24 protein-coding genes are annotated in these 25,323 nt (G+C 60.4%); 7 read left to right on the top strand and 17 right to left on the bottom strand.

Annotated features, from left to right (window positions below; translation table 11 throughout):
* The 3 genes from dapA to dapB all read right to left on the bottom strand — a co-directional run bounded on the left by dapA (position 1) and on the right by dapB (position 2,495).
* Positions 1-909, bottom strand: a complete 909-nt coding sequence (dapA, locus tag AK829_RS02295; protein WP_052203896.1) for a 4-hydroxy-tetrahydrodipicolinate synthase — start codon at positions 907-909, stop codon at positions 1-3.
* 86 nt (positions 910-995) lie between these two features.
* The gene (gene thyX / locus AK829_RS02290; RefSeq protein ID WP_052203894.1) at positions 996-1,745 is read right to left on the bottom strand and encodes an FAD-dependent thymidylate synthase; all 750 of its coding nucleotides are present in this window, start codon (positions 1,743-1,745) and stop codon (positions 996-998) included.
* A gap of 3 nt (positions 1,746-1,748) precedes the next feature.
* Positions 1,749-2,495, bottom strand: coding sequence for a 4-hydroxy-tetrahydrodipicolinate reductase (gene dapB / locus AK829_RS02285; RefSeq protein ID WP_052203892.1), 747 nt, complete (start codon positions 2,493-2,495; stop codon positions 1,749-1,751).
* Between the two features lie 29 nt (positions 2,496-2,524).
* Between dapB and AK829_RS02280 the strand changes: the two genes are divergently transcribed.
* The 3 genes from AK829_RS02280 (at position 2,525) to AK829_RS02270 (ending at position 5,878) form a co-directional block, all read left to right on the top strand.
* Positions 2,525-3,163, top strand: a complete 639-nt coding sequence (locus tag AK829_RS02280; protein ID WP_157045277.1) for an AMIN-like domain-containing (lipo)protein — start codon at positions 2,525-2,527, stop codon at positions 3,161-3,163.
* A gap of 40 nt (positions 3,164-3,203) precedes the next feature.
* A complete protein-coding gene (locus tag AK829_RS02275) occupies positions 3,204-4,181 on the top strand; it encodes an oxygenase MpaB family protein (RefSeq protein WP_083439712.1) in 978 nt (325 codons plus the stop codon).
* 113 nt (positions 4,182-4,294) lie between these two features.
* Positions 4,295-5,878 (top strand): succinic semialdehyde dehydrogenase, encoded by a 1,584-nt coding sequence (locus AK829_RS02270; protein WP_052203888.1) that lies wholly within the window; start codon positions 4,295-4,297, stop codon positions 5,876-5,878.
* On the opposite strand, the gene AK829_RS02265 is transcribed toward AK829_RS02270, so the two are convergent.
* The 4 genes from AK829_RS02265 to AK829_RS02250 all read right to left on the bottom strand — a co-directional run bounded on the left by AK829_RS02265 (position 5,875) and on the right by AK829_RS02250 (position 10,657).
* Complete coding sequence (locus tag AK829_RS02265; protein ID WP_052203886.1) at positions 5,875-8,151, bottom strand: polyribonucleotide nucleotidyltransferase; 2,277 nt, start codon at positions 8,149-8,151, stop codon at positions 5,875-5,877. The genes AK829_RS02270 and AK829_RS02265 overlap by 4 nt on opposite strands.
* A 188-nt stretch (positions 8,152-8,339) precedes the next feature.
* Positions 8,340-8,609: a 30S ribosomal protein S15 gene (gene rpsO, locus AK829_RS02260; protein WP_052203884.1), complete on the bottom strand. Its 270-nt coding sequence runs from the start codon at positions 8,607-8,609 to the stop codon at positions 8,340-8,342.
* A 102-nt stretch (positions 8,610-8,711) separates the two neighbouring features.
* Positions 8,712-9,674, bottom strand: coding sequence for a nucleoside hydrolase (locus AK829_RS02255; RefSeq protein WP_052203882.1), 963 nt, complete (start codon positions 9,672-9,674; stop codon positions 8,712-8,714).
* An 11-nt stretch (positions 9,675-9,685) separates the two neighbouring features.
* Positions 9,686-10,657, bottom strand: a complete 972-nt coding sequence (locus AK829_RS02250) for a bifunctional riboflavin kinase/FAD synthetase (protein WP_232305767.1) — start codon at positions 10,655-10,657, stop codon at positions 9,686-9,688.
* A gap of 30 nt (positions 10,658-10,687) precedes the next feature.
* On the opposite strand from AK829_RS02250, the gene truB reads away from it, so the two are divergent.
* Complete coding sequence (gene truB, locus AK829_RS12750; protein ID WP_052203878.1) at positions 10,688-11,575, top strand: tRNA pseudouridine(55) synthase TruB; 888 nt, start codon at positions 10,688-10,690, stop codon at positions 11,573-11,575.
* 31 nt (positions 11,576-11,606) lie between these two features.
* Here the strand turns inward: truB and AK829_RS02240 are convergent, their stop codons facing one another.
* From AK829_RS02240 to rimP, 9 genes are all read right to left on the bottom strand, one after another.
* A complete protein-coding gene (locus AK829_RS02240; RefSeq protein ID WP_052203876.1) occupies positions 11,607-12,260 on the bottom strand; it encodes a 4'-phosphopantetheinyl transferase family protein in 654 nt (217 codons plus the stop codon).
* Positions 12,260-13,063 carry a metallophosphoesterase family protein gene (locus tag AK829_RS02235; RefSeq protein ID WP_052203874.1) on the bottom strand — a complete coding sequence of 268 codons (804 nt, stop codon included), beginning with the start codon at positions 13,061-13,063 and terminating at the stop codon, positions 12,260-12,262. Before AK829_RS02235 ends, AK829_RS02240 begins: the two co-directional genes overlap by 1 nt.
* A gap of 10 nt (positions 13,064-13,073) precedes the next feature.
* The gene (locus AK829_RS02230) at positions 13,074-14,354 is read right to left on the bottom strand and encodes an MATE family efflux transporter (protein WP_052203872.1); all 1,281 of its coding nucleotides are present in this window, start codon (positions 14,352-14,354) and stop codon (positions 13,074-13,076) included.
* 13 nt (positions 14,355-14,367) lie between these two features.
* Positions 14,368-15,339 carry a DHH family phosphoesterase gene (locus tag AK829_RS02225; RefSeq protein ID WP_157045276.1) on the bottom strand — a complete coding sequence of 324 codons (972 nt, stop codon included), beginning with the start codon at positions 15,337-15,339 and terminating at the stop codon, positions 14,368-14,370.
* A gap of 6 nt (positions 15,340-15,345) precedes the next feature.
* Positions 15,346-15,771: a 30S ribosome-binding factor RbfA gene (gene rbfA / locus AK829_RS02220; protein WP_052203870.1), complete on the bottom strand. Its 426-nt coding sequence runs from the start codon at positions 15,769-15,771 to the stop codon at positions 15,346-15,348.
* A 54-nt stretch (positions 15,772-15,825) separates the two neighbouring features.
* Complete coding sequence (gene infB, locus AK829_RS02215; RefSeq protein ID WP_052203869.1) at positions 15,826-18,684, bottom strand: translation initiation factor IF-2; 2,859 nt, start codon at positions 18,682-18,684, stop codon at positions 15,826-15,828.
* A gap of 120 nt (positions 18,685-18,804) precedes the next feature.
* Positions 18,805-19,104 (bottom strand): YlxR family protein, encoded by a 300-nt coding sequence (locus AK829_RS12095; RefSeq protein WP_083279087.1) that lies wholly within the window; start codon positions 19,102-19,104, stop codon positions 18,805-18,807.
* 78 nt (positions 19,105-19,182) lie between these two features.
* The gene (gene nusA, locus AK829_RS02210; protein WP_052203867.1) at positions 19,183-20,217 is read right to left on the bottom strand and encodes a transcription termination factor NusA; all 1,035 of its coding nucleotides are present in this window, start codon (positions 20,215-20,217) and stop codon (positions 19,183-19,185) included.
* Entirely contained in the window at positions 20,207-20,737 is a 531-nt protein-coding gene (gene rimP / locus AK829_RS02205; protein WP_052203865.1) for a ribosome maturation factor RimP, read from the bottom strand. Before rimP ends, nusA begins: the two co-directional genes overlap by 11 nt.
* Positions 20,738-20,767: 30 nt before the next feature.
* Between rimP and AK829_RS02200 the strand changes: the two genes are divergently transcribed.
* Positions 20,768-21,565, top strand: coding sequence for a DUF4439 domain-containing protein (locus AK829_RS02200; RefSeq protein WP_232305766.1), 798 nt, complete (start codon positions 20,768-20,770; stop codon positions 21,563-21,565).
* A 37-nt stretch (positions 21,566-21,602) separates the two neighbouring features.
* Here AK829_RS02200 and AK829_RS02195 read toward each other — a convergent pair whose 3' ends face one another.
* Positions 21,603-23,381: a proline--tRNA ligase gene (locus AK829_RS02195; RefSeq protein ID WP_052206332.1), complete on the bottom strand. Its 1,779-nt coding sequence runs from the start codon at positions 23,379-23,381 to the stop codon at positions 21,603-21,605.
* A gap of 31 nt (positions 23,382-23,412) precedes the next feature.
* On the opposite strand from AK829_RS02195, the gene AK829_RS02190 reads away from it, so the two are divergent.
* Entirely contained in the window at positions 23,413-24,111 is a 699-nt protein-coding gene (locus tag AK829_RS02190; protein WP_052203863.1) for a YaaA family protein, read from the top strand.
* 87 nt (positions 24,112-24,198) lie between these two features.
* Positions 24,199-25,320, top strand: coding sequence for an ATP-binding protein (locus tag AK829_RS02185; RefSeq protein ID WP_083439711.1), 1,122 nt, complete (start codon positions 24,199-24,201; stop codon positions 25,318-25,320).
* Positions 25,321-25,323 lie beyond the last annotated feature (3 nt).

Genomic DNA, 25,323 nt, shown 5'->3' with positions numbered 1-25,323 from the left:
TTAAAGGACTCCAGCTTTCTCCATGTCATGTCGGAGTGCCGCAACCTGTGCCTCAGTCGCCGACGCGACTGGCAGGCGGGGATCTCCGACCTCAATGCCCTGCAAACGCAAGGCTGCTTTCGCGAATGTGACACCACCCATTACAGCCTGATGGTGTGCTAGCACGTTAATGATGTTGGCATTAATCTCCCGAGAACGGGCGAGGTCGCCAGCCTCAAAACTTGTGAGCAATTCCCGCAGGGCACGCGGCGCCGCGTGTCCCACCACAGAGATAAAACCAGTCGCACCCACTGCCAGCCACGGCAGGTTCAGCGGGTCATCGCCCGAGTACCAAGCAAGGTCAGTGTTTTGGATCAGCGGCGCAGCTTCCGCGAAGTCACCCTTCGCATCCTTCACTGCCTGAATGGTGTCCAGCTCAGCGAGGCGCGCGATCACGCGTCCGTCAATAGGAATACCAGAACGGCCCGGAATGTCGTACAGGCAGATCGGCAGATCCGTCGCACCTGCAACTGCCGCGAAGTGGGCGTAGACGCCCTCCTGCGAAGGCTTGGAGTAATACGGGGTAACTACCAAAAGGCCGTCAGCACCAGCATCTGCAGATGCTTTCGCCAGCTCAATCGTGGTAGCAGTGCTGTTCGTACCCGCGCCAGCGATCAGCTTGGCACGGTCGCCTACTTCCTCCTTGACTGCCTGAAGTAAAGCGACCTTTTCTTCAGTGGTGGTGGTTGGGGATTCGCCGGTGGTGCCGGCAAGGACGAGTGCGTCCAGCCCATTGTCCACAAGGTGGGCAGCCAACCTACGCCCGGCCGCGAGATCAAGTTTGCCGTTTGCATCAAACGGAGTGACCATCGCGACACAGGCGGTGCCGAACGTCTCAGCGCCGCGGTTAGCTATCAATGATGTGCCCATGGGCAAATAGACTACCCTGTTTCACCCCCAAGTTTGCACAAGAGCACACCAACAGCGGACAAAACCCTCCGCAACCCGTAGGTAAATTACACGTAAGGACTGGTTGCCATACGTGTGCCATCAGCCAATTCACTAATCAGAAAATCGCTAAACAGCACAGGCGAGGCCTCCCGCAACAGCTCTAAACACGCAATAGCCAGGGTGCGAATCTCCACGTCAGCATGCTCGGAGGCGCGTGCTGCGATAAATTCGCGCCACGCCCGGAAGTTACCGGTAACCACAAAACGGGTCTCAGTTGCGTTGGGCAGAATCGCGCGCGCAGCCTGGCGCGCCTTCTTGGCCCGAAGCAGTGCATTCGGTTCGCTCGCCAGGTTTTCCTCTAGGGCGTGCAGCAACTCGTCGTGAACAAAACGCGCCTCATCTACTGCGGCGAGGAACATGCGGTGCAGCGACTCATCTTCTGCAATCACATCCGGCACAATCACTTCCCCATCACCGGAGTGGACGAAGCGCTGCGACAACTGCGAGAAGGACAAGTGCCTGTGGCGCAAAAGCTCGTTGCCAGCGGCACGCGAAAGTCCACGGATGTAGACGGTTGCAGTTGCATGCTCTAACAGCGCGTCATGGCCAACATCAATGATGTGGCGAAGATACGCATCATTTGCGCGGGTGTGCGGGTTGGGCTTATCCCAGGTTTCATAACAAGCCCTACCAGCGAACTCCACGATGGCTTCCGCGTCCGTGGCCTCTGCATCTACCTCCCAGTCCACGCCGGTAGGCATGTGAAACGTCGAGGCTGCAATGAGCTGCACATCAAGGGTTGATTCCACGGCCATTGATTACAGCCCCAGGTAGGTGTCTAGGCCAATAGTCAGGCCAGGGTGATCTGCCACCTGACGCACGCCGGTAAGCACACCCGGCACAAAGGATTCGCGGCCGTAGGAATCCTGACGGATGGTCAAGGATTGATCGGTGGTGCCAAAGATCACTTCCTCGTGCGCCACCATGCCGGTCATGCGCACGGCGTGGACATGCACACCATCCACATTCGCCCCGCGTGCTCCCTCAAGGGACTGTTCCGTAGCGTCCGGCATTGGGGCCATTCCTGCTTCACGACGCGCACGCGCAATCCCCTGTGCCGTCTTAATCGCAGTGCCACTCGGCGCATCAAGTTTGTTCGGGTGGTGATATTCCACAACCTCAGCAGACTCAAAGAACGGCGCAGCCTGCTTAGCAAAAGCCATGGTCAGCACCGCAGAGATGGCAAAGTTCGGCGCGATCAACACGCCCACCCCGTCTGCCTCTGCGCACCACTTGCGCACCTGCTCATAGCGGGCCTCATCAAAACCGGTGGTGCCCACCACGCAGTGAATGCCATTGGAAATGCAGAACTCCAAGTTGTCCATCACGGCATTCGGAGTTGTGAAATCCACAATTACTTCTGCCCCAGCGTCAATGAGCTGTTCAAGGCTATCCCCCTGGCCAATTTCGGCGACCAGCTCTAGATCTTCGGCCGCGTTGACACCTGCGACAACTGCCGAACCCACGCGACCTTTCGCACCAAGAACTCCAACTTTCACCGTCACGTTGCCTCCGCTTCTATATGGTTGGGGGTATGAACAGAGCGTCGATAAGCATAATGCTCCTACTTCCGCTGGCGTTGAGCGCCTGCACACAGCCGGAAGCGCCGGAGCCGACCCCGCAGGCTGTGACGCAGGAAAGCGTTGCAACTTCGCAAGCCACAACGGCGCAACCGACCACTTCGGTTGAAACGAAGGAAGCAACTACGGTCCAGCCCGCGGATGACGCCCAGGCGCAGACACTGTTTGCGCAGGACCGCGTAATGCTGCCTTCCCAGGGCAACCCGGAACTCGTGATTCAAGATGTGCGCGCCGGCACCCACACCGATGTGGACCGAGTGGTGCTTGAATACTCCGGAACCGGCCTGCCAGGCGTGATCGCGGCCTACAACCCGGATCCTCGCCAGCAGGCCTCCGGTTTGCCGATGGAGGTTCCCGGCAACGCGTTTCTGGAAATCATGATCCAGGGCACCCCTATGGCAATGATGAGCCCGCGCGAAGACCTCATTGCAGGTGGACCAGTTGGCGTTGGCGCAGGACACGTGGTGGACGTCGTCCACGGCGGTGTGTTTGAGGCCGATACGCAGTACATCATCGGCCTTGACCAGCAGCTGCCGTTCCACGTGTACGTGCTGGAGAATCCGACGCGTGTTGTAGTAGATTTTCAGCGTTAATTCACAACACACGATCACAAATGAGTGATACAGTTCACACATGGGAACTGATAGCAACAACACTCACTTAACTGAAACTGACAAGCGCGAACTAAAGCGCGCCCCGCTGGGCCCCGATTCCCTGCTGTGGAAGTGGGGCTCCGACAACCGCATTCAGCTGCTGCGCGGCTACACCGGTGTGCTGCAGAATATGCACCCCGCCATTGGCCAGTCGCTGCTTGATCACTCGAAGTTTTTCGAGGAGCCGTTCTCCCGCCTGGAGCGCTCAACTCCGCAGATTATCTACTCGATTTATGACGACGGCACTCGTGCCAAGCAGGTCCGGGATTATCACCACGGCATTAAGGGCAAGCTGCGTGACGGTACCCGTTACCACTCCCTGAACCCGGACGTGTACTGGTGGGCACACGCCACCTTTGTGTGGCGCGTGATCTGGGCCCAGGAGCTCTTCGGCACCCCGTTTACTCGCGAGGAGAAAGAGCAGATCATCCAGGAGGGCGTGACCTGGTGGGACATGTACGGCATGTCCGAGCGCCCGGTGATTGACAACCTCGACGGCTACATCGAGTACTTCAAGAAGATGGAAGACACCGTCTTGGAACGCAACGAGACCGTGGACTTCGCACTGCGCACCGCACGCGTAGAGCCGGTGACCCCACCGGATGGCGTTTCCCAAGCTGTGTGGAATGTGATCTGGAAGCCGATCATGCGCTCCATGATTTGGATGACCTACGGCACCTTGAACGACAAGCAGCGTGAGATCCTGGACCTGGAGTGGACCGCGAAGGACCAGAAGCGATTTGACCGCATCGCGAAATTTGTCCGCAAGGTCTTTGACAAGCTGCCGGAAGACAAGCGCTACATGGAGCCTGGTCGCAGCATGATGATCAAGAACGGCATGATCGAAGGCGAGTACAAGGAGCCGAAGCTGGCTGCCCCGTACGGCCACGGCGAGGAGTCCGCTGATAACACTGACGGTAAGGCCAAGGACGCTCGTTCTGGCGGCTGCCCAGTCTAAACCATTCGCTGCCATTTCGCCCCGGCACAGCTGACACGAACTCACTGTGTCAGCAGGTGCCTGGGGCGTTTTGCTCCTCAGCCCAAGATTCAACACTCGAGAGAAAAACACCAATGCTTCCAAAACGCCTCCAAGAACGCCCGCTGCCGGAAGAGTTTGCCCGCAAGCTCTTGGTCCACTCCACCAATGCCAAATCCGGTTCTTTGGCTACCGGTGAGCTGCATGAGGTTTACTCCCCCTACTTCAGCGCCCCGCTTGGGCATGTTGGTGTCGGCTCCGTCGAGGACGTGGAGAAGGCATTCGAACTTGCCCGCCACGCCCAAAAGCAGTGGCAGGAACGGCCGATTGCTGCGCGTGCTCGCGTGATCAAGCGCTTCCATGACTTGGTGAAGAAGCACAGCGACCTTTTGGCGGACATTGTCCAGCTTGAGACCGGCAAGGACCGCACAGCGGCGTATGACGAAGTGTTGGACGTGATGAATAACGCCCGCTACTACGCCAACAACGCGGAGAAGTTCCTAGCTACCTCCAGCAAGGCTGGCGCATTTCCAGTGATCACCAGCACCACGCAGCAGCGCGTGCCCAAAGGCATTGTTGGCCAGATCAGCCCGTGGAACTACCCCCTGGCCCTTGGCGTCTCCGATGCGATTGCGGCGTTGATCGCAGGCAACGGCATCGTAGCCAAGCCGGACTGGCAAACCCCATTTTCCAACCTGATCGCGCTGCACCTGCTGCTCAACGCAGGTTTGCCGCACAACCTGTTCCAGATTGTCACCGGCTCAGGCACTGTTGTTGGCCAGGCTATCGCGCAGCGTTGTGATTACCTCATGTTCACCGGCTCCACAGCAACCGGAAAGCTCCTGGGCAAGGTTGTTGGTGAGAGGCTCGTGGGCTACTCCGCTGAGTTGGGCGGCAAGAATCCGATGATCATCTCACCCGATGCGGATGTAGCCAAGCATGCCGACACGATTGCCACCGCGTGCTTTTCCAACTCCGGCCAGCTGTGCGTATCCATCGAGCGCATCTACGCGCACACCGAGATTTACGACGAATTTCTGCACGCATTCAAAGCCGCCACCGAAAAACTCACACTAGGCACGGGATTGAACTGGAACTACAGCATGGGCTCACTCATCAACCAGGATCAGCTCGACCGCGTCACGGCTTTTTTGGAGGACGCGGTGGCAAAGGGCGCAACCGTGGTTACGGGCGGCAAAGCCCGCCCTGATGTGGGGCCCTACCACTTCGAGCCGACAGTCCTGACCGATCTTGGCCCAGACACAGACCTGGAAACCGAGGAAGTGTTCGGCCCTGTGGTCTACGTGCAACGCGTCGAGAGCCTTGAAGAGGCCGTGGAATTGGCAAATGACACCAACTACGGGCTCAACGCCTCAGTATTTGGTGCCACAGAAACCGCCGAGCGGCTGGCGTGGCAGATTGAGACCGGCAGCGTGACTATTAATGACGGCTACGCGGCCACCTGGGCCTCCATCTCCACCCCACTAGGCGGTGTGAAGGAGTCCGGCATGGCCCGGCGCCACGGGCCAGAGGGCATGACCAAGTACACCGAGGTCAAAAACATCGCCCAGCAGCGCATCATGCCAATGCGTGGCCCGAAGCAGCTGCCGCGTAAGTACTACGGGCAGCTAATGACCACGGCACTAGACCTAGGCAAGAAACTGAAGTTCCTGCCCTAGTCCTCGACCGGCACCAGGGAGATCTTGCCGCGGTTATCAATATCGCGGATCTCAACCTCAACCTTGTCGCCGACGTTGATGACGTCTTCCACATTCTCCACGCGGGTGTTGCCACCCAAGTTGGAGATGTGGATCAGGCCATCAGTGCCCGGCAGGATGGAAACGAACGCACCGAACGCCACGGTCTTGACCACGGTGCCCAGGTAGCGCTCGCCCACCTTCGGCATCTGCGGGTTCGCAATGGCGTTGATCTTCTCAATCGCCGCGTCCGCTGCAGCACCCTGGGCGGCGGAGACGTAGATCGTGCCGTCGTCCTCAATCGTGATGTCCGCGCCGGTCTCCTCCGTAATGGAGTTGATGGTCTTGCCCTTCGGGCCAATGACCTCACCGATCTTGGACACCGGCACCTTCACGGTGGTGATCTTCGGAGCCAGCTCATTCATCTCATCCGGCTGGTCAATGACCTCAGCCATGGTGTCCAGGATGGTCTCACGTGCCTCGCGTGCCTGGTTCAGAGCACTTGCCAACACATCAGACGGGATGCCGTCCAGCTTGGTGTCCAGCTGCAGCGCAGTAATGAACTCGCGGGTACCGGCAACCTTAAAGTCCATGTCACCGAACGCATCCTCTGCGCCGAGGATATCGGTCAGTGCCACGTACTCGGTCTTGCCGCCCACCTCACCAGAGACAAGGCCCATCGCAATACCAGCAACCGGAGCAGCCAACGGCACACCAGCGTTGTACAGCGACAACGTGGAGGCACACACAGAACCCATGGAGGTCGAACCGTTGGAACCAAGCGCCTCAGAGACCTGGCGGATGGTGTACGGGAACTCCTCACGCGACGGGATCACCGGCAGCAGGGCGCGCTCTGCAAGCGCACCGTGGCCAATCTCGCGGCGCTTCGGGGAACCCACACGTCCGGTCTCACCAGTGGAGTACGGCGGGAAGTTGTAGTGGTGGATGTAGCGCTTGGAGGTCTCCGGAGTCAAAGAGTCAATGTGCTGCTCCATCTTCAGCATGTCCAGGGTGGTCACGCCCAGGATCTGGGTCTCGCCACGCTCAAACAGTGCAGAGCCGTGCGCACGCGGGATGAGTTCCACCTCTACCTCGAGGTCGCGGATGTCGGTGACCCCGCGACCGTCGATACGGAAGCCCTCCGAGAGGATCTTGTCGCGCACGATCTGCTTCTGCAGCGCGTTGTATGCGGCGCGGATCTCCTTGGAGGCGGCAGCAATCTCGTCTTTTTCGTCATCGTCAATGTCGAGCTTGTCAAAGAGGTACTCCTCGACCTCTTCCATGAACGCGTTGGACTCCTCCTCGCGCTCCTGCTTGCCCGCAATCGTCATGATCTTGGACAGACGCTTAGCGGCCTTCTTCTCCACTGCCTCAAACACCTTGTCCGAGTACGGCGGGAAGAGCGGGAACTCCTTGGCGTCCTTCGCTGCTTCCTTTGCCAGCGCGGTCTGCGCCTCGCACAGCGTCTTAATGTACGGCTTTGCAGCCTCCAGGCCCTGGGCCACGGTCTCCTCGGTCGGAGCCGGGAAGCCGTCCTTGACAAGCTTGACAACATTAGCGCCAGCGCCGGCCTCCACCATCATGATGGCAACGTCCTGCTCGGTCCTGCGGCCACGCTTCTTTTCCACAATGCGGCCGGCAACAACCATCTCGAACAGCGCACGCTCGTGCTGTGCGTGGTTCGGGAAGGCCACCCACTGGCCCTCCGGGTGCTTGTCATCAGCAATCAGCGCCATGCGCACGCCGCCAACCGCGCCGGAGACCGGCAGGCCAGACAGCTGCGTTGCCGCAGAAGAACCGTTGATGGCTACAACGTCGTAGTACTCCTCCGGGTCCATGGACAGCACCGTGACCACAACCTGCACCTCGTTGCGCAGACCCTTAACAAAGGTCGGGCGAAGCGGGCGGTCAATCAAGCGGCAGGCCAGGATCGCCTCAGTAGAGGGGCGTCCTTCACGACGGAAAAAGGAACCCGGAATCTTGCCTGCTGCGTACATACGCTCTTCCACGTCCACGGTCAGCGGGAAGAAATCAAAGCCCTCGCGCGGCTGGTTGGATGCGGTGACCGTGGTCAGCATCATCGTGTCATCATCCAGGTACGTGGTCACAGACCCGTCTGCCTGGCGTGCCAGCTGGCCGGTTTCAAAACGGATGGTGCGGGAACCGAAGTCACCGTTATCAATGGTGGCTACGGCCTCAGTGATGCCGTAGTCCTCATCCACAAAAACATCGAAGGAGTTTTTGGGCTTAAACATGCGAAGTAATCCTCTTTTCTGGCGATCATCGGTGCCGCCCTGGGGGTTTTCTTACAACAACAGGCCATCGTAGCAGGTCGCGCAGAAAAAGTAGAGGTCGCAGGTACAGGAAACGCAAAAACCGGCACCCGAAACGGGATACCGGTTGAAGCTTTTAAGCCGAGGGCCGAAATCTAGCGGCGCACCAATTAGCGACGCAGGCCCAGGCGAGCGATGAGGTCACGGTAACGCTCAACGTTGTTCTCGCGCAGGTACTTCAGCAGGCCACGGCGGCGACCAACCAGAAGCAGCAGACCACGACGGGAGTGGTGGTCGTGCTTGTGGAACTTCAGGTGCTCGGTCAGGTTGTTAATACGCTCGGTCAGCAGCGCAACCTGTGCCTCCGGGGAGCCAGTGTCGGTCTCGTGCAGGCCGTACTCCTTGAGGATGTCAGCCTTCTTCTCAGTGGACAGTGCCATGAGTGTTCTCCTTGGGTTTTTCAGTTCGCGCTCGAAATAAAGTCTGTTGTTTCGCCGTGACTGCCGCGAACCACAGTCAAATGACGCTAGACCGAAAAGAGACTACACCACCGGCGTGGACTGCGCCAAAACGGAAAGCCTGTTCATGAACTGCTCCAGGAAAGCGGCGGTGTCTACGCGCACGGCAACGGCGGCGTGCTTGTCTGGGTCGTTCAGCCGCGTCTCGTCACCAATCGTGCGCCCACGGGTGGGCTCCTGGGTGTCAACCTTCATGTTGATACCCAGGGTGTCCACCAACCCGGGGTTGATCGCCACGGCAACCGCCAACGGGTCGTGCAGCCCGCAGCCGCCTAAGTGCGGCGAGGTCGTCTTGTAGGCGTTGATGTAGTAGTTCGTAATGTCTGCCAAGAAGTTGCCGCCCACCGTGCCCAGCTTCGACCACTCGGCGGTTTCCTTGGTGGTCAGCAGCGTCTGCAAGGTGACGTCCAGGCCGATCATGGTGACGTTTCGCAGCTGGCGAAACACCTTGTCCGCAGCCTCAGGGTCTTGGTAGACGTTCGCCTCGGACCAGCCGTTGACATTGCCCGGCACGGTCAAAGCGCCACCCATCATGACAATATTGGCGTTTTCGCGGAACACGTTTGAGGCCTCAATCGCCGCCGCAATAGTCGTGGACGGACCAGTTGGCACGATGACCAGCTCTTCACCAAAGCGCTCCACAGACTCCACAAGGAAGTCCACCGCGGAGAGCTGCTCTGCCTCGCGCTGCGCATCCGGGATCTCCACCTCACCGATGCCGTTTTTGCCGTGGATAAACGCGGAGATCTCCTGGACCTCAAAAGACGATTGCGCCGAAGCGTGGCCCGGGCCTGCGAACACCGGCACGTCCGTGCGTCCAAACAGCTCCAGGATCGCAAGCGTGTTGCGCACCGAGTCCTCCACAAGCACATTGCCGTACGTGCAGGTCACGCCGATGAGTTCCGCCTCCGGGGAGGCCAGCGCATAGGCCAGCGCCAACGCATCATCAATGCCGGTGTCTAGGTCCAGGATCAGCTTCATCGTCATGGAGCCACATGTTACGCGCCTAAAATCTCCCGCACACGCGTTACGTCACGGCTCATGTTCTCCAAAAGCTCATCAACTGAATCGAACTTCACCATGTCACGCACCTTGGCCACAAACTCCACGCGCGCCAGTCGCTCGTACAAATCGGCCTCGCGGTCCAGTACGTAGGACTCCACGCTGCGCCGCTCATCACCAAACGTCGGATTCGTCCCCACCGAAATCGCCGCCGGGTACGCCACGCCGGGTTCCATGTCACCTTCCAGCGCGCCGTTGTCAATCACGGTGAACCAGCCGGCATACACCCCGTCGCCAGGCAAGGCTGCTGATTCCGGTACGTACTGGTTCGCCGTCGGGTATCCCAGCTCGCGCCCGCCGCGGCCTGCGCCGCGCTCAACTGGCGCAACCACCGCGAAGTCGCGGCCCATGTATTCGCGCGCATCGGCAATCTTGCCTTGCGCTAGCTGATTGCGGATGGCGGTTGAGCAGATGTGGCCCTCATCGTCGCCAAGCAACTGCACCACTGTGACCGCAACCCCGCACTCGTCGCAAAGCTGCAGCATCGTCTGCGCAGTACCCGCCGCATCCGCACCGAAGGTGAAGTTCTCCCCCACCAACACGTGGCGCGCGTGCAAGGCACCAACGAGCACCTCCTCCACGTACGCCTGCGGGCTTAGGCCTGCGATCTCCTTACGGAAATCAATCACCAGCAGGTAATCCACGCCAAGACCGGCAATCTGCTCCGCACGCTGCGCAAACGGCATCAGCTGCGGCGGCGAGCTCTCGGGTGCGAAGATGGTGCGTGGGTGCGGGTCAAACGTCATCACGACACTGGGCACGCCCAGTTCACGGGCTTGCTGCACCGCCTGCGAAATCAACAGTTGGTGGCCGCGGTGCACACCATCGAACACGCCGATGGTGACCACGGTGCCGCCGGAGGACCCAAACTCCGCCGGAATGTCACTGAGGCCGCGCAAAACTTTCACTCGCAACACACTACGGCATACTTTGAAAGCATGACTGATCCCCTCGCAGCTTCCGGACTTGTCATTGTGGATAAGCCCGCCGGTCTCACAAGCCACGATGTGGTTGCTCGCCTGCGGCGCATCTTCCAAACCAGGAAAGTGGGCCACGCGGGCACGCTCGACCCCATGGCCACGGGCGTGCTGGTGGCTGGCATTGAACGTGGCACGAAGCTGCTCACTCACCTGGTTGGCGCGGACAAGGTCTACGAGACCACGATCCGCCTTGGCGCATCTACCACCACTGATGATGCGGAAGGCGAGATCATTGCCACCGCCGATACCAGCCACATCACAGACGAGCAGATTGATCAGGGTATTGCCGCACTCACCGGCGACATCATGCAGAAACCTTCTGCAGTTTCTGCCATCAAGATTGACGGCAAGCGCGCCCACGAGCGTGTTCGCGCAGGTGAAGAGGTGGACATCCCAGCGCGCCCGGTGACCGTGCACAGTTTTACCCATACGGTTCGCCGCGGTGAGCACCTGGATATTGATGCCCAGGTCCACTGCTCCTCCGGCACCTACATCCGCTCGCTCGCGCGCGACCTGGGTGCCTCCCTTGGGGTTGGAGGGCATTTGGTTGCTTTACGACGCTTAAACGTCGGCCCCTACCCCGCCACCCAAGCCAAAACGCTCGAAGAGCTTGAAGCGAATCCACAACTGACCTACTCCATGGATGAGGCGTTGAAGCTGGGCTGGCCGGTGCTTGACGTCACCCAGGAGGAATACGACGCGCTCGCATTGGGCAAATGGCTGACGCCTCGCGGCCTAGACGGCGTCCACGTGGCCGTCGGCCCAGATGGGCGCGCAGTGGCCTTGGTGCGCGAGAAAGGCAAGCGCCTGGCCACCACGTTCGTGGCACGTCCAGCAACGCTGTAGCCGGGCCTTCACGGCCGCGGCTACAGGGTGTTTATTGAAGATACGCCGAGGCGATCACGTACCCACCGCGGACAACCCAACGCCCCTCAAAATATGCGGCGGGTGTTGGTCGGGCGAGCAGGTGAGAGGTAAACGAGCCGTCGATACGCAGCTCGATCTCTGCCTCCTCAAACCCCAGCCAACGGCGAGTCAGCGGGAACCAGCATTTGTAGGTGGCTTCCTTCGCACAGAACAACAAGCGATCCGCCCACATGTTGCCCTGGGCACGGAAGCGCTCAACAGTCTCAACCTCCGAAGGCAACGCAATCTGTGACATCACGCCGTCTGGCAACGGTTGCGCAGGCTCCGCGTCCAAGCCCATGGACCTCACCTCACGTATCGGCGCCGCGACCGCAGCACGCAAACCATCCGTGTGGGTCAGCGATCCGGTGAAGCCGGCAGGCCACAGAGGCATGCCCCGCTCCCCTCGCAAAATAGCTTGCTGGGTGGACACGCCAAGCTCCTTGAGGGCTTGGTGGGCGCACCAACGTGCGTCCCCAAACTCGCCCTTGCGCATATCCACCGCCTCTGAGACGGCAGCGCGCTCATCGGGCAAAAGGTCCCGATAGTTGGTCAGATCCTTCGCATCATCATTGCGTAGGTACACCACCCGCGCTGCAGGCGGGAAAAGCGTCAGGTCCTGCATCACTGGCCCACCTCCATCACTGGGTATGGAAATGGCACAGGCGGGCGCTCAAGGCGAGGCTCCCACTCACGCGGATATCCCAGCGAGACCTCAATGTGCTTGATCCCATCTACCTGCATCACACCGGGCATGTGCAGGTGCCCGTACACCACGGCCTGGGCGTTATAGCGCTGCGGCCAGCTGCGGGTGTGGCGAGTGCCGCACCACAGCGCGATCTCAGACCAGCGCATCTTCAACGTTGGCTCCTGCACCAACGGCCAGTGGTTGATCAGGATCGTAGGACCGCTGATACGTGACAGGCGCTTCGTGGTGTAGGCCAAGCGATCCCAGCACCACGCACGCACGTCTACAAACGGGGCGATTGCAAACTCATCCGTCATCATGATGTTGCGTTTGCGGGCAGCTTCAACCGCATCCTCCACGCTCATGCCGGGGCCCCGAAATGAGTAGTCATACAGCGTGAACAGCGGACAGATCGTCACCCCACCAAACACGGGATACGGGTCTTCTGGGGTGATTACGCCCATCTCACGCATGGACTGCACAAGGGCCGTGTATTTGTCACGTCCACGGTGGCGGTCAGCTGAGCGTGAAAACAACTCATGGTTGCCGGGAACCCAAATGACCGTGTCAAAGCGCTGTGCGAGTTTGGCCATAGTGCGCACGATGAGGTCATGACGTTCCGCCACATCGCCTGCCACAATCAGCCAATCAGAGGGATCCTTTGGTTCAATTGCGTCGATTTGTGGCGTGTTGGCTTTCACCGCCGCATGCAAATCGCTCACTGCCCAAAGTGTGGTCATGGCGTCTAGGTTAGCGTGCCCACTTCATGGACCGGAAGCGAACGACTACGCCAATCAACCGGAGGACCACGGAGGCAAGCTGGCCCACCCAAATGCCAGTCAGCCCCCAACCAAACGCGATGGACATGAGCGTGATGGGGAAAAACACGCCAAGTACTGAGGCGATGGTCAGGTTGCGCAAAAACGCGGCGTCTGACGCGCCAAGGAGCACCCCGTCTAGGGCGAAGACCACGCCACCCACAATGATCATGGCTACGAGGCAGATCCACGGCCCGCGCAGTTGGCTATGCACGCTTGGGTCCTTGGTAAACAGCGACCAGATTTGACCCGCAAACAGCGCGAATACCGCTGCAAGCAGCACACCAAACCCGGTAGAAAAGCGCGTGGTCTGGTTGCCTACTTCCTTTGCACGTTCCACGTCGCCTGTGCCCAGCGCGGAGCCGGTCAGCGTCTGCGCTGCAATAGCAAGCGAGTCGAGCACCAGCGCAAGGAAGTTCCACAACTGCAGCAGGATCTGGTGGGCCGCCAGCGCTGCCACTCCAAAACGCCCGGCAACCGCGGCTGCGGCAAGCAGCGAGATTTGAAACGACATAGAGCGCAGAATCAAGTCGCGCCCCAACACCAGCTGTTGGCGAATCACATCAAACTGTGGCGCGAAATCTCGCGAGTACCGCAGGTGTTCGCGCACCAGCACTGCAACGAACAAGCTGGCTGTAATGCCTATGCCAATCACGTTGGCTATTGCAGAGCCCACCAACCCAAAACGGTGCACCAGTATCGGTAGCAGAACCGCACCAGGTATCAGCCCACACAATGTCAGCCAGAACGGCAGGCGCGTGTTCTGCACACCGCGCATCCATCCGTTGCCGGCCATGATGAGCAGCGTCAGTGGAATGGCAAACGCTGCAACTCGCATCCAGCGGGCGGACTCCAGGCTGGTTTCATAGTTTCCGGATAGCGCCATTGCCAACGGCTGGGCGAACACCCACACGATGGTGGCCAACGCTAGTCCGACTAAGAGCGCAACCCAGCTTGCTTGGACGCCTTCTGCCACGGCCTGGTCGCGGCGGCCTGCGCCAAACATGCGCGAACTGCGCGCTGTCGTGCCGTAGGACAGAAAGGTCAGCTGGGTTGTAACCGTTGACTGGATGGCTACGCCTGCGGCAAGTGCTGCCAGTTCAGCAGTGCCAAGGCGTCCAACAACTGCTGTGTCTAAAAGCAGGTAGATCGGATTCGCCGCAAGCACACCAAGTGCCGGCAGCGCTAACGCAAGGATGCGACGCGTGCTCATAAACTCTTCGTGTCTACTCCGGAAGTGCCTGCAGCAGGTCGCGTGTGATCTGATCCAGGTTGCCAGTGGCCGAGTAGCCAGCCGCTGGGATATGACCGCCGCCGCCAAGCGCTGCGGCTACCTGAGATACGTCGATCTTGGTGGATCGTAGTGACACTGCCCAATACCGGGGTGCCTGTTGCTTAAACACCACACCAACGTCTGAGCCTTGCAACGCCCGGGCGTAATCAATAATCGCCTCTACTGCCGTCTGGCTCATACGCGCCAGCGCCTCTGCCGGCACCGCGATCACGGAAACCGTCAGACCTTTTTCACGGTAGGTGTGCAGGTCAGCCAACACTGCACCCATAATTTTCAAGTCTTCTGCACTGATGGAATCCATCAGGTCCATAGCAATCTGACGGGTGTTCAGATCGTGGCGTTGCAACTGCGCCGCCAGCTCGTGCATGCGTGGGCTTCCCCACCGGAAGTTACCGGTGTCCGTCACCAGTCCCGCGTACAGGCAGTACGCGATGTCACGGTCAATAGTTACTCCCATGTGGCGGAAGAGCTCACTAATGATGGTGGTTGTGGACTCAGCATCCACAATCAGGTTCATCCCGCCGAACCCAGGGTTGGTTTCGTGGTGGTCAATCACCACCACGCGTTCCGGGTTTTCCGCAATCGCATTTTGCAGCAAGCCGGTGCGGTCAAGCGAGGCACAGTCAACTGTGACCACTAGTGCGTCATCCGGCAGCCATGCTCCGTAGAGCACGTCATCAACTCCGGGCACTGTATCCAGGTTTCCCGCATGCGGGTAGGTCTGGCCGATGTGCACGCTGGTTTCTATACCAAGTTGGCGCAGGCCAGCAGCCAAACCGCAGGCAGAACCGACAGCGTCAGCGTCGGGTTTGACGTGCGCTACCACGGCAATCTTATGCGCGTCACACAGGCGCGCGGCCACCGCCGCAAACGCCTGCGCTTCTTCTGGAAACAGTGACTCCACCAGGCGTTACTCCTTGTAGGGATTCGAATCGCCCGCTGGTTTTGCGCCTTCGCGCAAGCGTGCAAGTTCCGCATCGCGCTCACGTGCGCGGTTCAGGAGCTCTTCCATGCTTGCCGACGCCCCCGGGATACTGTCGTACTCAAACGTCAGGGTAGGCGTGAATCGCACGTTCAACGCATCACCGACGATCTTGCGGATCTGACCACGTGCTCGGTGCAGGGCCTCAGCGGCCTGGTCCAGATCCGGCTCATCATCAATGTCATGGCCACGCACCGTGTAATAGACGGTTGCGTCATGCAGGTCACCTGTCACTCGGGTGTCGGTGACCGTAATCAGCTCCATACGCGGGTCTTTGATCTCCCGGTCGATCGCGGTAGCCACGATCTGTTGGATCTGCTTTGCCAAGCGCGCTGCGCGCGGATTCTCACCCATTGTGTTCCCTTTCGTTGAGCGCTAACTGTGCCTTCATTGTGCGCTAGTGGCGCACTAGTTGCGCGGCACTTCCACCATTTCGTAGGTCTGAATGATGTCGCCCACCTGGATATCCGGGTAGGACAGCACCATGCCGCACTCGTAGCCCTTGGCAACCTCGGTAGCGTCGTCCTTCTCGCGGCGCAGCGACTCAATCGTCGCGTCCGGAGTAATAACGTTGCCGTCGCGGACCAGGCGCAGCTTCGCACCGCGCTTGACCTTGCCCTCGGTAACCATGCAACCAGCGATGAGGCCGACAGCGGAAGCCTTGAAGATCTGGCGGATCTCCGCAGCACCCAGCTCGCGCTCCTCGTAGATCGGCTTGAGCATGCCCTTGAGCGCCTTCTCCACCTCCTCGATGACCTGGTAGATCACCGAGTAGTAGCGGATCTCAACGCCATCAGCATTGGCTTCCTCAGTTGCCTTGCCGTCAGCGCGAACGTTGAAGGCCACAATCACAGCATCGGATGCGGCTGCGAGCAGCACGTTGGTCTGGGTTACAGCGCCAACGCCGCGGTCGATGATATTGACCTCGACCTCGTCGTCCACCTCGATCTTGAGCAGTGCCTCCTCCAAGGCTTCCACCGAACCGGCGTTGTCGCCCTTGAGGATGAGATTGAGGGTGCTGGTCTCCTTGAGCGCCTGGTCCAGGTTCTCCAGGGACACACGCTTCTTGGAGCGAGCCTGCATAGCTGCACGCTGGCGAGCATCACGCTGCGCAGCAATCTGGCGTGCCACACGGTCATCCTCAACCACAAGCAGGTTGTCGCCTGGTCCAGGAACGCCGTTGAGGCCCTGGACCTGTACTGGACGGGACGGACCCGCCTCCTCGACGTCATTGCCCCACTCATCAACCATGCGGCGCACGCGGCCAAAGTTGCCGCCGACCACGATGGAATCACCGACGCGCAGCGTACCGCGCTGAACAATCACGGTGGAGACCGGACCACGGCCACGGTCCAGGTGGGACTCAATAGCCACACCCTGGGCATCCATGTCCGGGTTGGCAGTCAACTCAAGCGCTGCATCTGCGGTCAAGAGCACAGCTTCGAGCAGCTCATCAATACCGGTGCCCTGCTTTGCAGAGATGTTGATGAACATGGTGTCGCCACCGTACTCTTCCGGCACCAGGCCGTACTCGGTGAGCTGGCCACGAATCTTGTCCGGCTGAGCTTCCTCTTTATCCACCTTGTTCACGGCTACAACGATCGGCAGGTCCGCAGCCTTGGCGTGGTTGATCGCCTCAACGGTCTGCGGCATCACGCCGTCATCAGCAGCCACAACCAGGATGGCCAAGTCCGTAGACTTCGCGCCACGGGCACGCATGGCGGTAAACGCCTCGTGGCCCGGGGTATCCAGGAACGTGATCTTACGAGTCTCACCATCGAGCGTGACCTCAGTCTGGTACGCACCGATGCCCTGGGTGATGCCACCAGCTTCACCCTTGCCCACGTTCGCCTTACGGATCGAGTCCAACAGGCGGGTCTTACCGTGGTCAACGTGGCCCATGACAGACACCACTGGCGGACGCTGCTCAAGCGCCTCTTCGCCACCTTCGTCCTCACCAAACTGCAGGTCGAAGGATTCGAGCAGCTCACGGTCCTCGTCCTCAGGCGAGACGATCTGTACTTCATAGTTGATCTCGGCGCCGAGCAGCTGCAGCGTCTCTTCCGGGACAGACTGCGTTGCCGTCACCATCTCACCGAGGTTGAACAGCGCTTGGACCAGGTTCGATGCTTCGGTACCGATCTTGTCAGCGAAGTCCGACAGGGTCGCACCCTGGCGCAGACGGACAGTCTTGCCACCGCCGTCCGGCAGACGCACACCACCAATGACGTTTGGTGCGTGCATCTCCTCGTACTCGGTGCGCTTCTGGCGCTTCGACTTACGGCCACGACCCGGTGCACCGCCTGGACGGCCGAATGCACCTGCGGTACCGCCGCGACGTCCGCCGCGGCCACCACGGTAACCATCACGCGGAGCGCCGGGACCACCCTGGCCACCACGACCGCGGCCCGGACCGCCCTGGCCGCCACGGCCACCGCGTCCAACGTTTGCGGACTTGGATGGCATTTGGGTTGGTGACGGGTGCGCCGCCATATCCGCCGGAGACGGACGGCGTCCCTGCCCCTGACCCTGACCAGCGCGCTCGCCGCCCTGGCCCGGTCCACGACCACGGCCGCCACCCTGCTGGTTGCCGCCACGGCCGCCACCTGGACGCGGTGCGGGGCGCGGCCCGCCCGTGTTCGAAGAGAACGGGTTGTTCGCTACCCGCGGACGCCCGCCCGGCTTGGGCATAGGACGTGGCATAGCGCCCGGGGTCGGGCCACCTGCAGCAGGCTTCGCTGCGCCAGGCTTCGGCGCGCCCGGCTTCGGTGCTGCCGGTTTTGCAGCGGCAGGCTTTGCAGGCTGCGCGGGCTTCGGTGCTGCCGGTTTTGCGGCAGCAGGTTTGGCCGGCTGGGCAGGCTTAGCTGCAGCCGGCTTAGCTGCAGCAGGCTTCGCTGCACCAGGTTTCGGTGCTGCCGGTTTTGCGGCAGCAGGTTTGGCCGGCTGGGCAGGCTTAGCTGCAGCAGGCTTGGCTGCACCGGGCTTGGGTGCAGCAGGTTTTGCGGCAGCAGGTTTCGCAGCCGCCGGCTTTGCAGCAGCAGGCTTTGCCGCAGGTTTCGCAGCAGCAGGCTTGCCCTCAGCTGCTTCCTCTTCGCCGCCACCGGACTGGGCCTCATAGTAGGCCTTCATCTTCTTCACCACCGGAGGTTCGATGGTGGACGAGGCGGTCTTTACAAATTCACCCTGCTCTTTGAGGGTTGCCAGTAGTTCCTTACTTGTTACGCCGAGCTGTTTAGCCAGTTCGTGAACGCGTAGCTTTCCGGGCACGTGTCTCCTTGGTTGTTCGCTAGGAGCACGTGCTTTCCAACGTCTTGCCGGAAAAGCTACATACCCCTAGATATGGTCAGTGACTTTCATCGCTGATGCTGCTTCATGGTCGCGTACTCATCAGTGTTCGGTCTTCCTATCTACGTGTGGGTCTTGGTGTGAATCGCTTGAAAGGTACTCACGTACATGACTCACGTCCACGAGTGTGGACAAGCGAAGCGCCCGAGCAAACGCACGGCGCTGCTCCGCCAGCTCTAACGCTTCCAGCGTTGGCGTAATCCACGCACCCCTACCCGGTAGGCACCGAGCAGGATCCGCAATCACGCGACCCGGGTCGTCCGGATCCGCAACGACTCGCAGCAACTGCGTGTCGGGCAACTGCTTGCGAGATGCGACGCAGGTCCGGATACGGATTGGCATACGTGACCTTTCGTCGCACGGAAACGGTTTTTAAGCCGTCCTCAAGGATACGCCACTAAACGACAAATTTGTAACTGCCTAGTTTTGCGCTTCGCCTGCGGCGGTTTCCTCGGCGACATCTGCATCCGAGTGGATGTCAATCTTCCAGCCGGTCAAGCGCGCTGCCAAACGGGCGTTCTGGCCTTCCTTACCAATGGCAAGGGAGAGCTGATAATCCGGAACAATCACACGCGCGGTCTGCGTGGCTGGGTCGGTGACCTCAACGCTGATGACCTTGGACGGCGCAAGCGCATTGCCAACGTACGCCGCCGGGTCATCCGAGTAATCAATGATGTCAATCTTCTCGCCAGCGAGTTCCTTCATAATGTTGGTGACGCGCGAGCCACGCGGGCCAATGCAGGCGCCCTTGGCGTTGACGCCCTTGACTGCGGAACGCACCGCAACCTTGGAGCGGTGACCAGCCTCGCGGGCAATGCCAACGATTTCAACGCTGCCGTCCGCAACCTCCGGCACCTCAAGCGCAAACAGGCCGCGTACCAGTTCCGGGTGGGTGCGCGAGAGATTGACCATAACGTCACGGTCCCCCTTGTTCACGCCCACCACATACGCCTTGATGCGGTCACCATGAACGAGACGCTCCCCTGGAATCTTCTCCGCCGGCAACAGGATGCCGTCCTGGGGCGCAGCCTCAGTACCGATTGCAACGGCACTGACACCACGTGCTTCCTTCATCGCGTCGCGCTCCACAACGCCAGAGACCACAGTGCCCTCCAGCTCCGCGTACTCGGAGTAGACACGACCAGCCTCTACAGAGCGCAGCTTCTTCTTAATCGCGTCACGCACCGCAACTGCGCCGATGCGAGAGAAGTTCACCGGAGTGTCGTCGTACTCAGAGATGACCTCGCCGTCCTCATCACGTTCCGTGACCAGCACAGCAACGTCTCCCGTAGCCACGTCGATGTCAATGCGCGGCTCAGAGCGCTCCTCCAACGGCACCTCGCGGTAGTCACGGTATGCCCACAGCAGTGCAGTTGCGATGGTCTCCAGCAGATCCCTAACCGCAATGCCCTGGTTCTTCTCAATCGCCCTGAGGGCTTCCATATCAATATTCACTTGTCACCTCTTCGAAGTCCTTTTCCGCCAGCTCAACTTCTGCAGCTGGCGGTTTCTTAAATTCAATTTCTACCACTGCGCCCGCCAGCTCCGAAACCGGCATGGCTTGCGCAACCGGCGTTTTGGAGCCTGAAGGAATGACCACCACCTCAGTTTCATCCTGGTTCAGCGCACCAACGCGGTAGAGCTGACCAGCGGCATTAACCAAACGGCCGCGGTTGCGACGCCAGTGTCGCGGCAGCGTCAGCGGCATATCCACGCCAGGTGTAGTCAGCTCTAGCGTGTAGCCGGCACCGAAGTTGACTTCTCCGCGTTGCTCCAAAGCGTCGAAAAGCGTGGAAAGCTCATTGGACACTTCCTCCAACTCGTCCAACGTCGGGTGGGTATCCGAGTCGAGCGCGATAACAACCTGCGATTTCTTGCCCGCCTTGACGGTCCGGATGTGCTCAATGTCCATCGCGTACGCCTGCGCAACAGGGGCTACCAGTTGTTCAAGTTCGTTATTTGTGGGAAATGCCATGGCTTAAACCTAGCGTGTAACGTGCAGCGGGTGAAGAAGTTGCTTGTTTTGCCAGCCGCATTGCTCCTGACCAGTTGCACAGTGATGGATGTTGTCGGCCCGCGCGCCAACGGCGAAATCATGTCCTTGGCCAAGCAAGCCTCTGCGGATTGGGTGTGGTCCGAGGACCAGAATGCGTGGACCGAACTGCGCAAGTCCCAGAGCGAGCAGCTTCAAGACGAAGCACTGCGCCTGTGCGGCACCGACGAAACTGGACAGACCCCGCAGTCCTGCAACGTCGGATATGGCGACACCGACCTTCCGGCCGCCGCTGATGCCGTCGCGCTTTTGGAGCACACCGTTACTGCCGCCGACAAGGTACCGGCAGATTCGGTTGACCTGGTGGTTGCTCAGGCCATCGATGCGCTTGCGCTTGAGCCGGTCGAGCTAGATATCGAGAGCCCCATTACTCACGACGCCTCACTGCAAGCAGCCACCGACCTCCTCGCCGCAGAAAACGCGATGGACTACGGCCTTGGCATCGCACTGGCGTACGCCGACGGTGCACTGCGCACGCGCATTGTGGACCTGCGCGAGGCATCCCACGAACGCACAGAGGTGCTGACTGGAATGCTGACTGAGGTGCTTAGCGAGGATCTGGTACCTGCGGCCGGCTACACGTTTGCGGAAGGGTATGCAGAGCCCACGACAACGCAAGAGGCCACTGAGCTCGTCGAAACGATGCACAGTGACCTTGTTAAACAGTGGCGTTTAGCTGCCGCGGACGCGGAGTCGAAGTCCTGGCGCAAGGCGGCGATCCAACTCGCCGCCCACGCCCAGCACGCTTAAAAGTGCCCAGCGCGATTAAAAGCGCAGGTCGGAGTATCTAGCCGCGGATGAGCTCGATGACCTTGTCCACGATTTCGTCTGCGGGAACCTCAAGCGTTTCGCCGCCACGGATGCGCAGCTCCACAATGCCATCTGCAAAGGAGCGGCCCAGGATCACCACGAACGGCATGCCAAGCAGTTCGGCATCCTTGAACTTGACGCCTGGGGAGACTTTCGGGCGATCGTCGTAAAGCACCTCAAGCCCTGCGGCATCAAATTCACCTACCAGGCGCTCGCCTGCCTCAAGTGCTGCGGCGTCCTTGTTCGCCACCGCAACGTGCACCTGGTACGGGGCGATCTCTACCGGCCAGACCAGACCCTTGTCGTCGTGGCGCTGCTCAGCCACAACCGCCATCATGCGGGAGACACCGATGCCGTAGGAGCCCATGGTGGGCACGGCGCGCTTGCCGTTTTCATCCAGAATCTGCACGTCCATGGCCTCGGTGTACTTGCGGCCCAGCTGGAAGATGTGGCCCAGCTCGATGCCGCGGGCAAGCTCGACAGTGCCGTTGCCGGACGGCGACGGGTCGCCCTCCTTGATCTCGGCTGCCTCAATAAACCCGTCCGCGCTGAAATCTCGACCAGCTACGAGACCAACAACGTGCTTCTGCGGAGCGTCCGCACCAGCAATCCAGGCGGTGCCCTCCACCACACGCGGGTCAGCGAGCACGCGCACCTTATTAGCATTCAACGCACGCGGGCCAACGTAGCCCTTGACAAGGAACTCGCTCTTGGCAAAGTCCTCTTCGCTGGCCAGTTCAAAGGTGGCCGGCTCAAGCGATGCCTCCAGGCGCTTCTCATCCAGCTCGCGATCACCCGGGATCAACACACCGACCAGCTGCGGGCCAACCGGCTTGCCGTCCTCATCCAGCGCACGTGGGTCGTTGACCTTGATCATCATGCACTTGAGCGTGTCGGCGGCTTGGGCCTCGCGGCCTTCTACAAGCACACCTGCGCTCTGCGCCCACTCAACCAGCGCAGCGATGGTCTCGGAGGCCGGAGTATCGTGCACCACAGCCTCTGGCAGCCCCTCGATTGGGCGAGTCTCAGGCACAACCGTGGCCACAGCCTCAACGTTGGCTGCGTAATCACCCGCAGTGGAGATAACAAAGGTGTCTTCGCCGTTTTCGGAGTACGCGAGGAACTCCTCGGATGCGGAGCCGCCCATAGCGCCAGAGGTGGCCTGGCAAATCTCGTAGCGGATGCCCACGCGATCAAAGATGCGCTGGTAGGCCGCACGGTGGTTCGCGTAGGACTGATCCAGGCCCTCGTCGCTCATGTCGAAGGAGTAGCTGTCCTTCATCACAAACTCGCGCCCACGCAAAATGCCAGCGCGCGGACGCGCCTCATCGCGGTACTTCGTCTGGATCTGGTACAGCGTGACCGGGAAGTCCTTGTATGAGGAGTACAGGTCCTTGACCTGGAGCGTGAACATCTCCTCATGCGTCGGGCCCAGCAGCATGTCTGCGCCCTTGCGGTCCTTCAGGCGGAACAGGTCATCGCCATATTCGGCCCAGCGGTTGGTTGCCTCGTACGGCTCGCGCGGCAGCAGCGCCGGGAAGAGCAGCTCCTGGGCGCCCATCGCGTCCATCTCTTCGCGCACGATGCCTTCGATCTTGCGCAGCGTGCGAAGGCCAAGCGGCAGCCAGGAGTACACACCAGGTGCGGCGCGGCGCACGTAGCCGGCGCGGACTAAGAGTTTGTGGCTGGGTACCTCCGCGTCGGCGGGGTCTTCGCGCAGCGTGCGCAGGAACAGTGTGGACAGGCGTGTGATCATGACCAGAAATTCTAGCGCTAGGGTTTTTGGCATGCTCATCGTGCTGCCCCCGTCTGAAACTAAAGCCCCCGGCGGCCAGTTAGACCCCATGCGTTTGTCCTTCCCGGAGTTGGACCCGATCCGTCAAGCGCTCATGGACCAACTGGCCTCCGTCGATGTTGAAACCATGATGGACCAGCTAAAAATCCCAGCCACCAAGCGCGCTGAGGCTGAGGAGAACCTGGCATTACGCGACGCCCCAGTCATGCCAGCCATCCAGCGCTATACCGGCGTGCTCTATGACGCGCTCGATGCCGCCACACTGCCTGCCGACGCACTGAGCCACCTCGCCGTCGGGTCAGCGCTCTTTGGGCTTTTGCTTGCCGACGACCACGTGCCCCGCTACCGCGTCTCCGCCGGATCCAAGGTGAACAACAAAACCATGAAGGCGTGGTGGGGCAAGGCTGTGACCGAGCAACTGGCGCAGCAGGATTTCGTGGTGGATATGCGCTCCGGCGCCTACCAACAGTTAGGCCCGCTGGCTTCCGCAATGACGGTGCGGGTGGAGCAAGCGGACACTGGCAAGGTGGTCAGCCACTTTAATAAGCAGTACAAGGGCGAGCTTGCGCGCTCGCTCGCCATGGCTCCGAATATTGCAGACGCCGCAAGCATCAGCGACGTGGCAGATCTGGCCTCCGCGGAGGGTTTCCAGGTACGAATCGACGGCCAACAGCTCACACTGTTGGTATAACCGCAGGAAAATTTATCAATTTATCAATTTATCAACCGACCCGAATTTATCAATTTATCAATCGGTAGCGGTGTTAAGATGCGGGACATGCACAACCCGTTTCGCCCCACATTCGGCGCCAGCCCTCGCGTCTGGGCTGGGCGTGACGCCGTGCTGCAAGATTTCGGCCGCGCGCTGCAGGGTGGTCCCGGCAACCCGGATCGCTCACTGCTCATTTCGGGCTCTCGCGGCATTGGCAAGACTGTGCTTTTGACGGAGCTTGAAGACATTGCCATCCAGCAAGGCTGGGTGGTGTTGCGCGCATCTGCTCGTGAGAACATGCAGCAGGTGCTGGTGGAGTCCACCATCCCCGAGGCAATCGCTCGTCTAGAGGAGCGCCCTAAACGACAGCTGACCGGGTTTTCCGTAGCTGGCATTGGGTCGGTCAGTACCCACATCACCGATAGTGAGCCAGCCCAACGGCTGGTTACGCAGCTGCGTCGGCTGATCGACCTGCTGCATGACACCGGCGTGCTGATCACCATCGATGAGGTCCAGGACGTTGACCCTGATGACCTCACCCAGATTGCCATTGCTTACCAGGATCTGGTGCGCGATGACCTTCCGGTGGCGGTAGCCATGGCGGGGCTGACCCGCGGCATCAACCAGTTGTTGGATCTGCCCGGCGCGACGTTTTTGCGCCGTGCTCGCCATTATGAGCTGGGCCCGCTGACGTTGGACGACGCCCGACGCGCCTTCGAGGAGACATCGCAAGAGGGCGGGATTGTGTTCGCGGCTGCGGATCAGGCGGCTGAGCTGAGTCAGGGGTATCCCTATCTGGTGCAGTTGCTTGGTTTCCTTGCCTGGGAGCGGGCAGTAGAGGATTCGCTTTCTACTATCGACGCCAACGTGATCACCCTCGCTACCCCAGACGCAGTTGAGCGTCTTGGCTTGCAGGTGCACCAGCCTGCGTTGCGGGATGTGCCGCCGAAGCAGCTGGAGTTCTTGCAGACGATGGCGCTGTTAGAGGAGCAAGCCGGCACACCTGAGGTGCCGGTTGCACATGTGGCGGAGTTGATGGGGACGACGACAACGTCGGTAAGTGACACGCGTCAGAAGCTGATTGACCGTGACTTGATTACGCCCGCGGGGTGGGGGTTGGTGGAGTTTGCGCAGCCGTACCTTGGGCAGTACTTGCGTGAGCGGCGCCGTCCGAAACGCGTGCAGTAGCAC

Origin of the sequence: Corynebacterium riegelii (genome assembly GCF_001263755.1) — a bacterium.
Lineage (GTDB): Bacteria > Actinomycetota > Actinomycetes > Mycobacteriales > Mycobacteriaceae > Corynebacterium > Corynebacterium riegelii.
Note: the sequence above shows the minus strand (reverse complement) of the source record. Positions and strands in the feature narration are given on the sequence as shown.

Excerpts from the sequence above, each read along its gene's own strand:
- dapA (WP_052203896.1), bottom strand. The coding sequence starts at position 909 with ATGGGCACATCATTGATAGCTAACCGCGGCGCTGAGACGTTCGGCACC.
- thyX (WP_052203894.1), bottom strand. The coding sequence starts at position 1,745 with ATGGCCGTGGAATCAACCCTTGATGTGCAGCTCATTGCAGCCTCGACG.
- AK829_RS02280 (WP_157045277.1), top strand. The coding sequence starts at position 2,525 with ATGAACAGAGCGTCGATAAGCATAATGCTCCTACTTCCGCTGGCGTTG.
- AK829_RS02275 (WP_083439712.1), top strand. The coding sequence starts at position 3,204 with ATGGGAACTGATAGCAACAACACTCACTTAACTGAAACTGACAAGCGC.
- AK829_RS02270 (WP_052203888.1), top strand. The coding sequence starts at position 4,295 with ATGCTTCCAAAACGCCTCCAAGAACGCCCGCTGCCGGAAGAGTTTGCC.
- AK829_RS02265 (WP_052203886.1), bottom strand. The coding sequence starts at position 8,151 with ATGTTTAAGCCCAAAAACTCCTTCGATGTTTTTGTGGATGAGGACTAC.
- rpsO (WP_052203884.1), bottom strand. The coding sequence starts at position 8,609 with ATGGCACTGTCCACTGAGAAGAAGGCTGACATCCTCAAGGAGTACGGC.
- AK829_RS02255 (WP_052203882.1), bottom strand. The coding sequence starts at position 9,674 with ATGACGATGAAGCTGATCCTGGACCTAGACACCGGCATTGATGATGCG.
- truB (WP_052203878.1), top strand. The coding sequence starts at position 10,688 with ATGACTGATCCCCTCGCAGCTTCCGGACTTGTCATTGTGGATAAGCCC.
- AK829_RS02240 (WP_052203876.1), bottom strand. The coding sequence starts at position 12,260 with ATGCAGGACCTGACGCTTTTCCCGCCTGCAGCGCGGGTGGTGTACCTA.
- AK829_RS02235 (WP_052203874.1), bottom strand. The coding sequence starts at position 13,063 with ATGACCACACTTTGGGCAGTGAGCGATTTGCATGCGGCGGTGAAAGCC.
- AK829_RS02230 (WP_052203872.1), bottom strand. The coding sequence starts at position 14,354 with ATGAGCACGCGTCGCATCCTTGCGTTAGCGCTGCCGGCACTTGGTGTG.
- rbfA (WP_052203870.1), bottom strand. The coding sequence starts at position 15,771 with ATGGGTGAGAATCCGCGCGCAGCGCGCTTGGCAAAGCAGATCCAACAG.
- AK829_RS12095 (WP_083279087.1), bottom strand. The coding sequence starts at position 19,104 with ATGCCAATCCGTATCCGGACCTGCGTCGCATCTCGCAAGCAGTTGCCC.
- rimP (WP_052203865.1), bottom strand. The coding sequence starts at position 20,737 with ATGGCATTTCCCACAAATAACGAACTTGAACAACTGGTAGCCCCTGTT.
- AK829_RS02195 (WP_052206332.1), bottom strand. The coding sequence starts at position 23,381 with ATGATCACACGCCTGTCCACACTGTTCCTGCGCACGCTGCGCGAAGAC.
- AK829_RS02190 (WP_052203863.1), top strand. The coding sequence starts at position 23,413 with ATGCTCATCGTGCTGCCCCCGTCTGAAACTAAAGCCCCCGGCGGCCAG.
- AK829_RS02185 (WP_083439711.1), top strand. The coding sequence starts at position 24,199 with ATGCACAACCCGTTTCGCCCCACATTCGGCGCCAGCCCTCGCGTCTGG.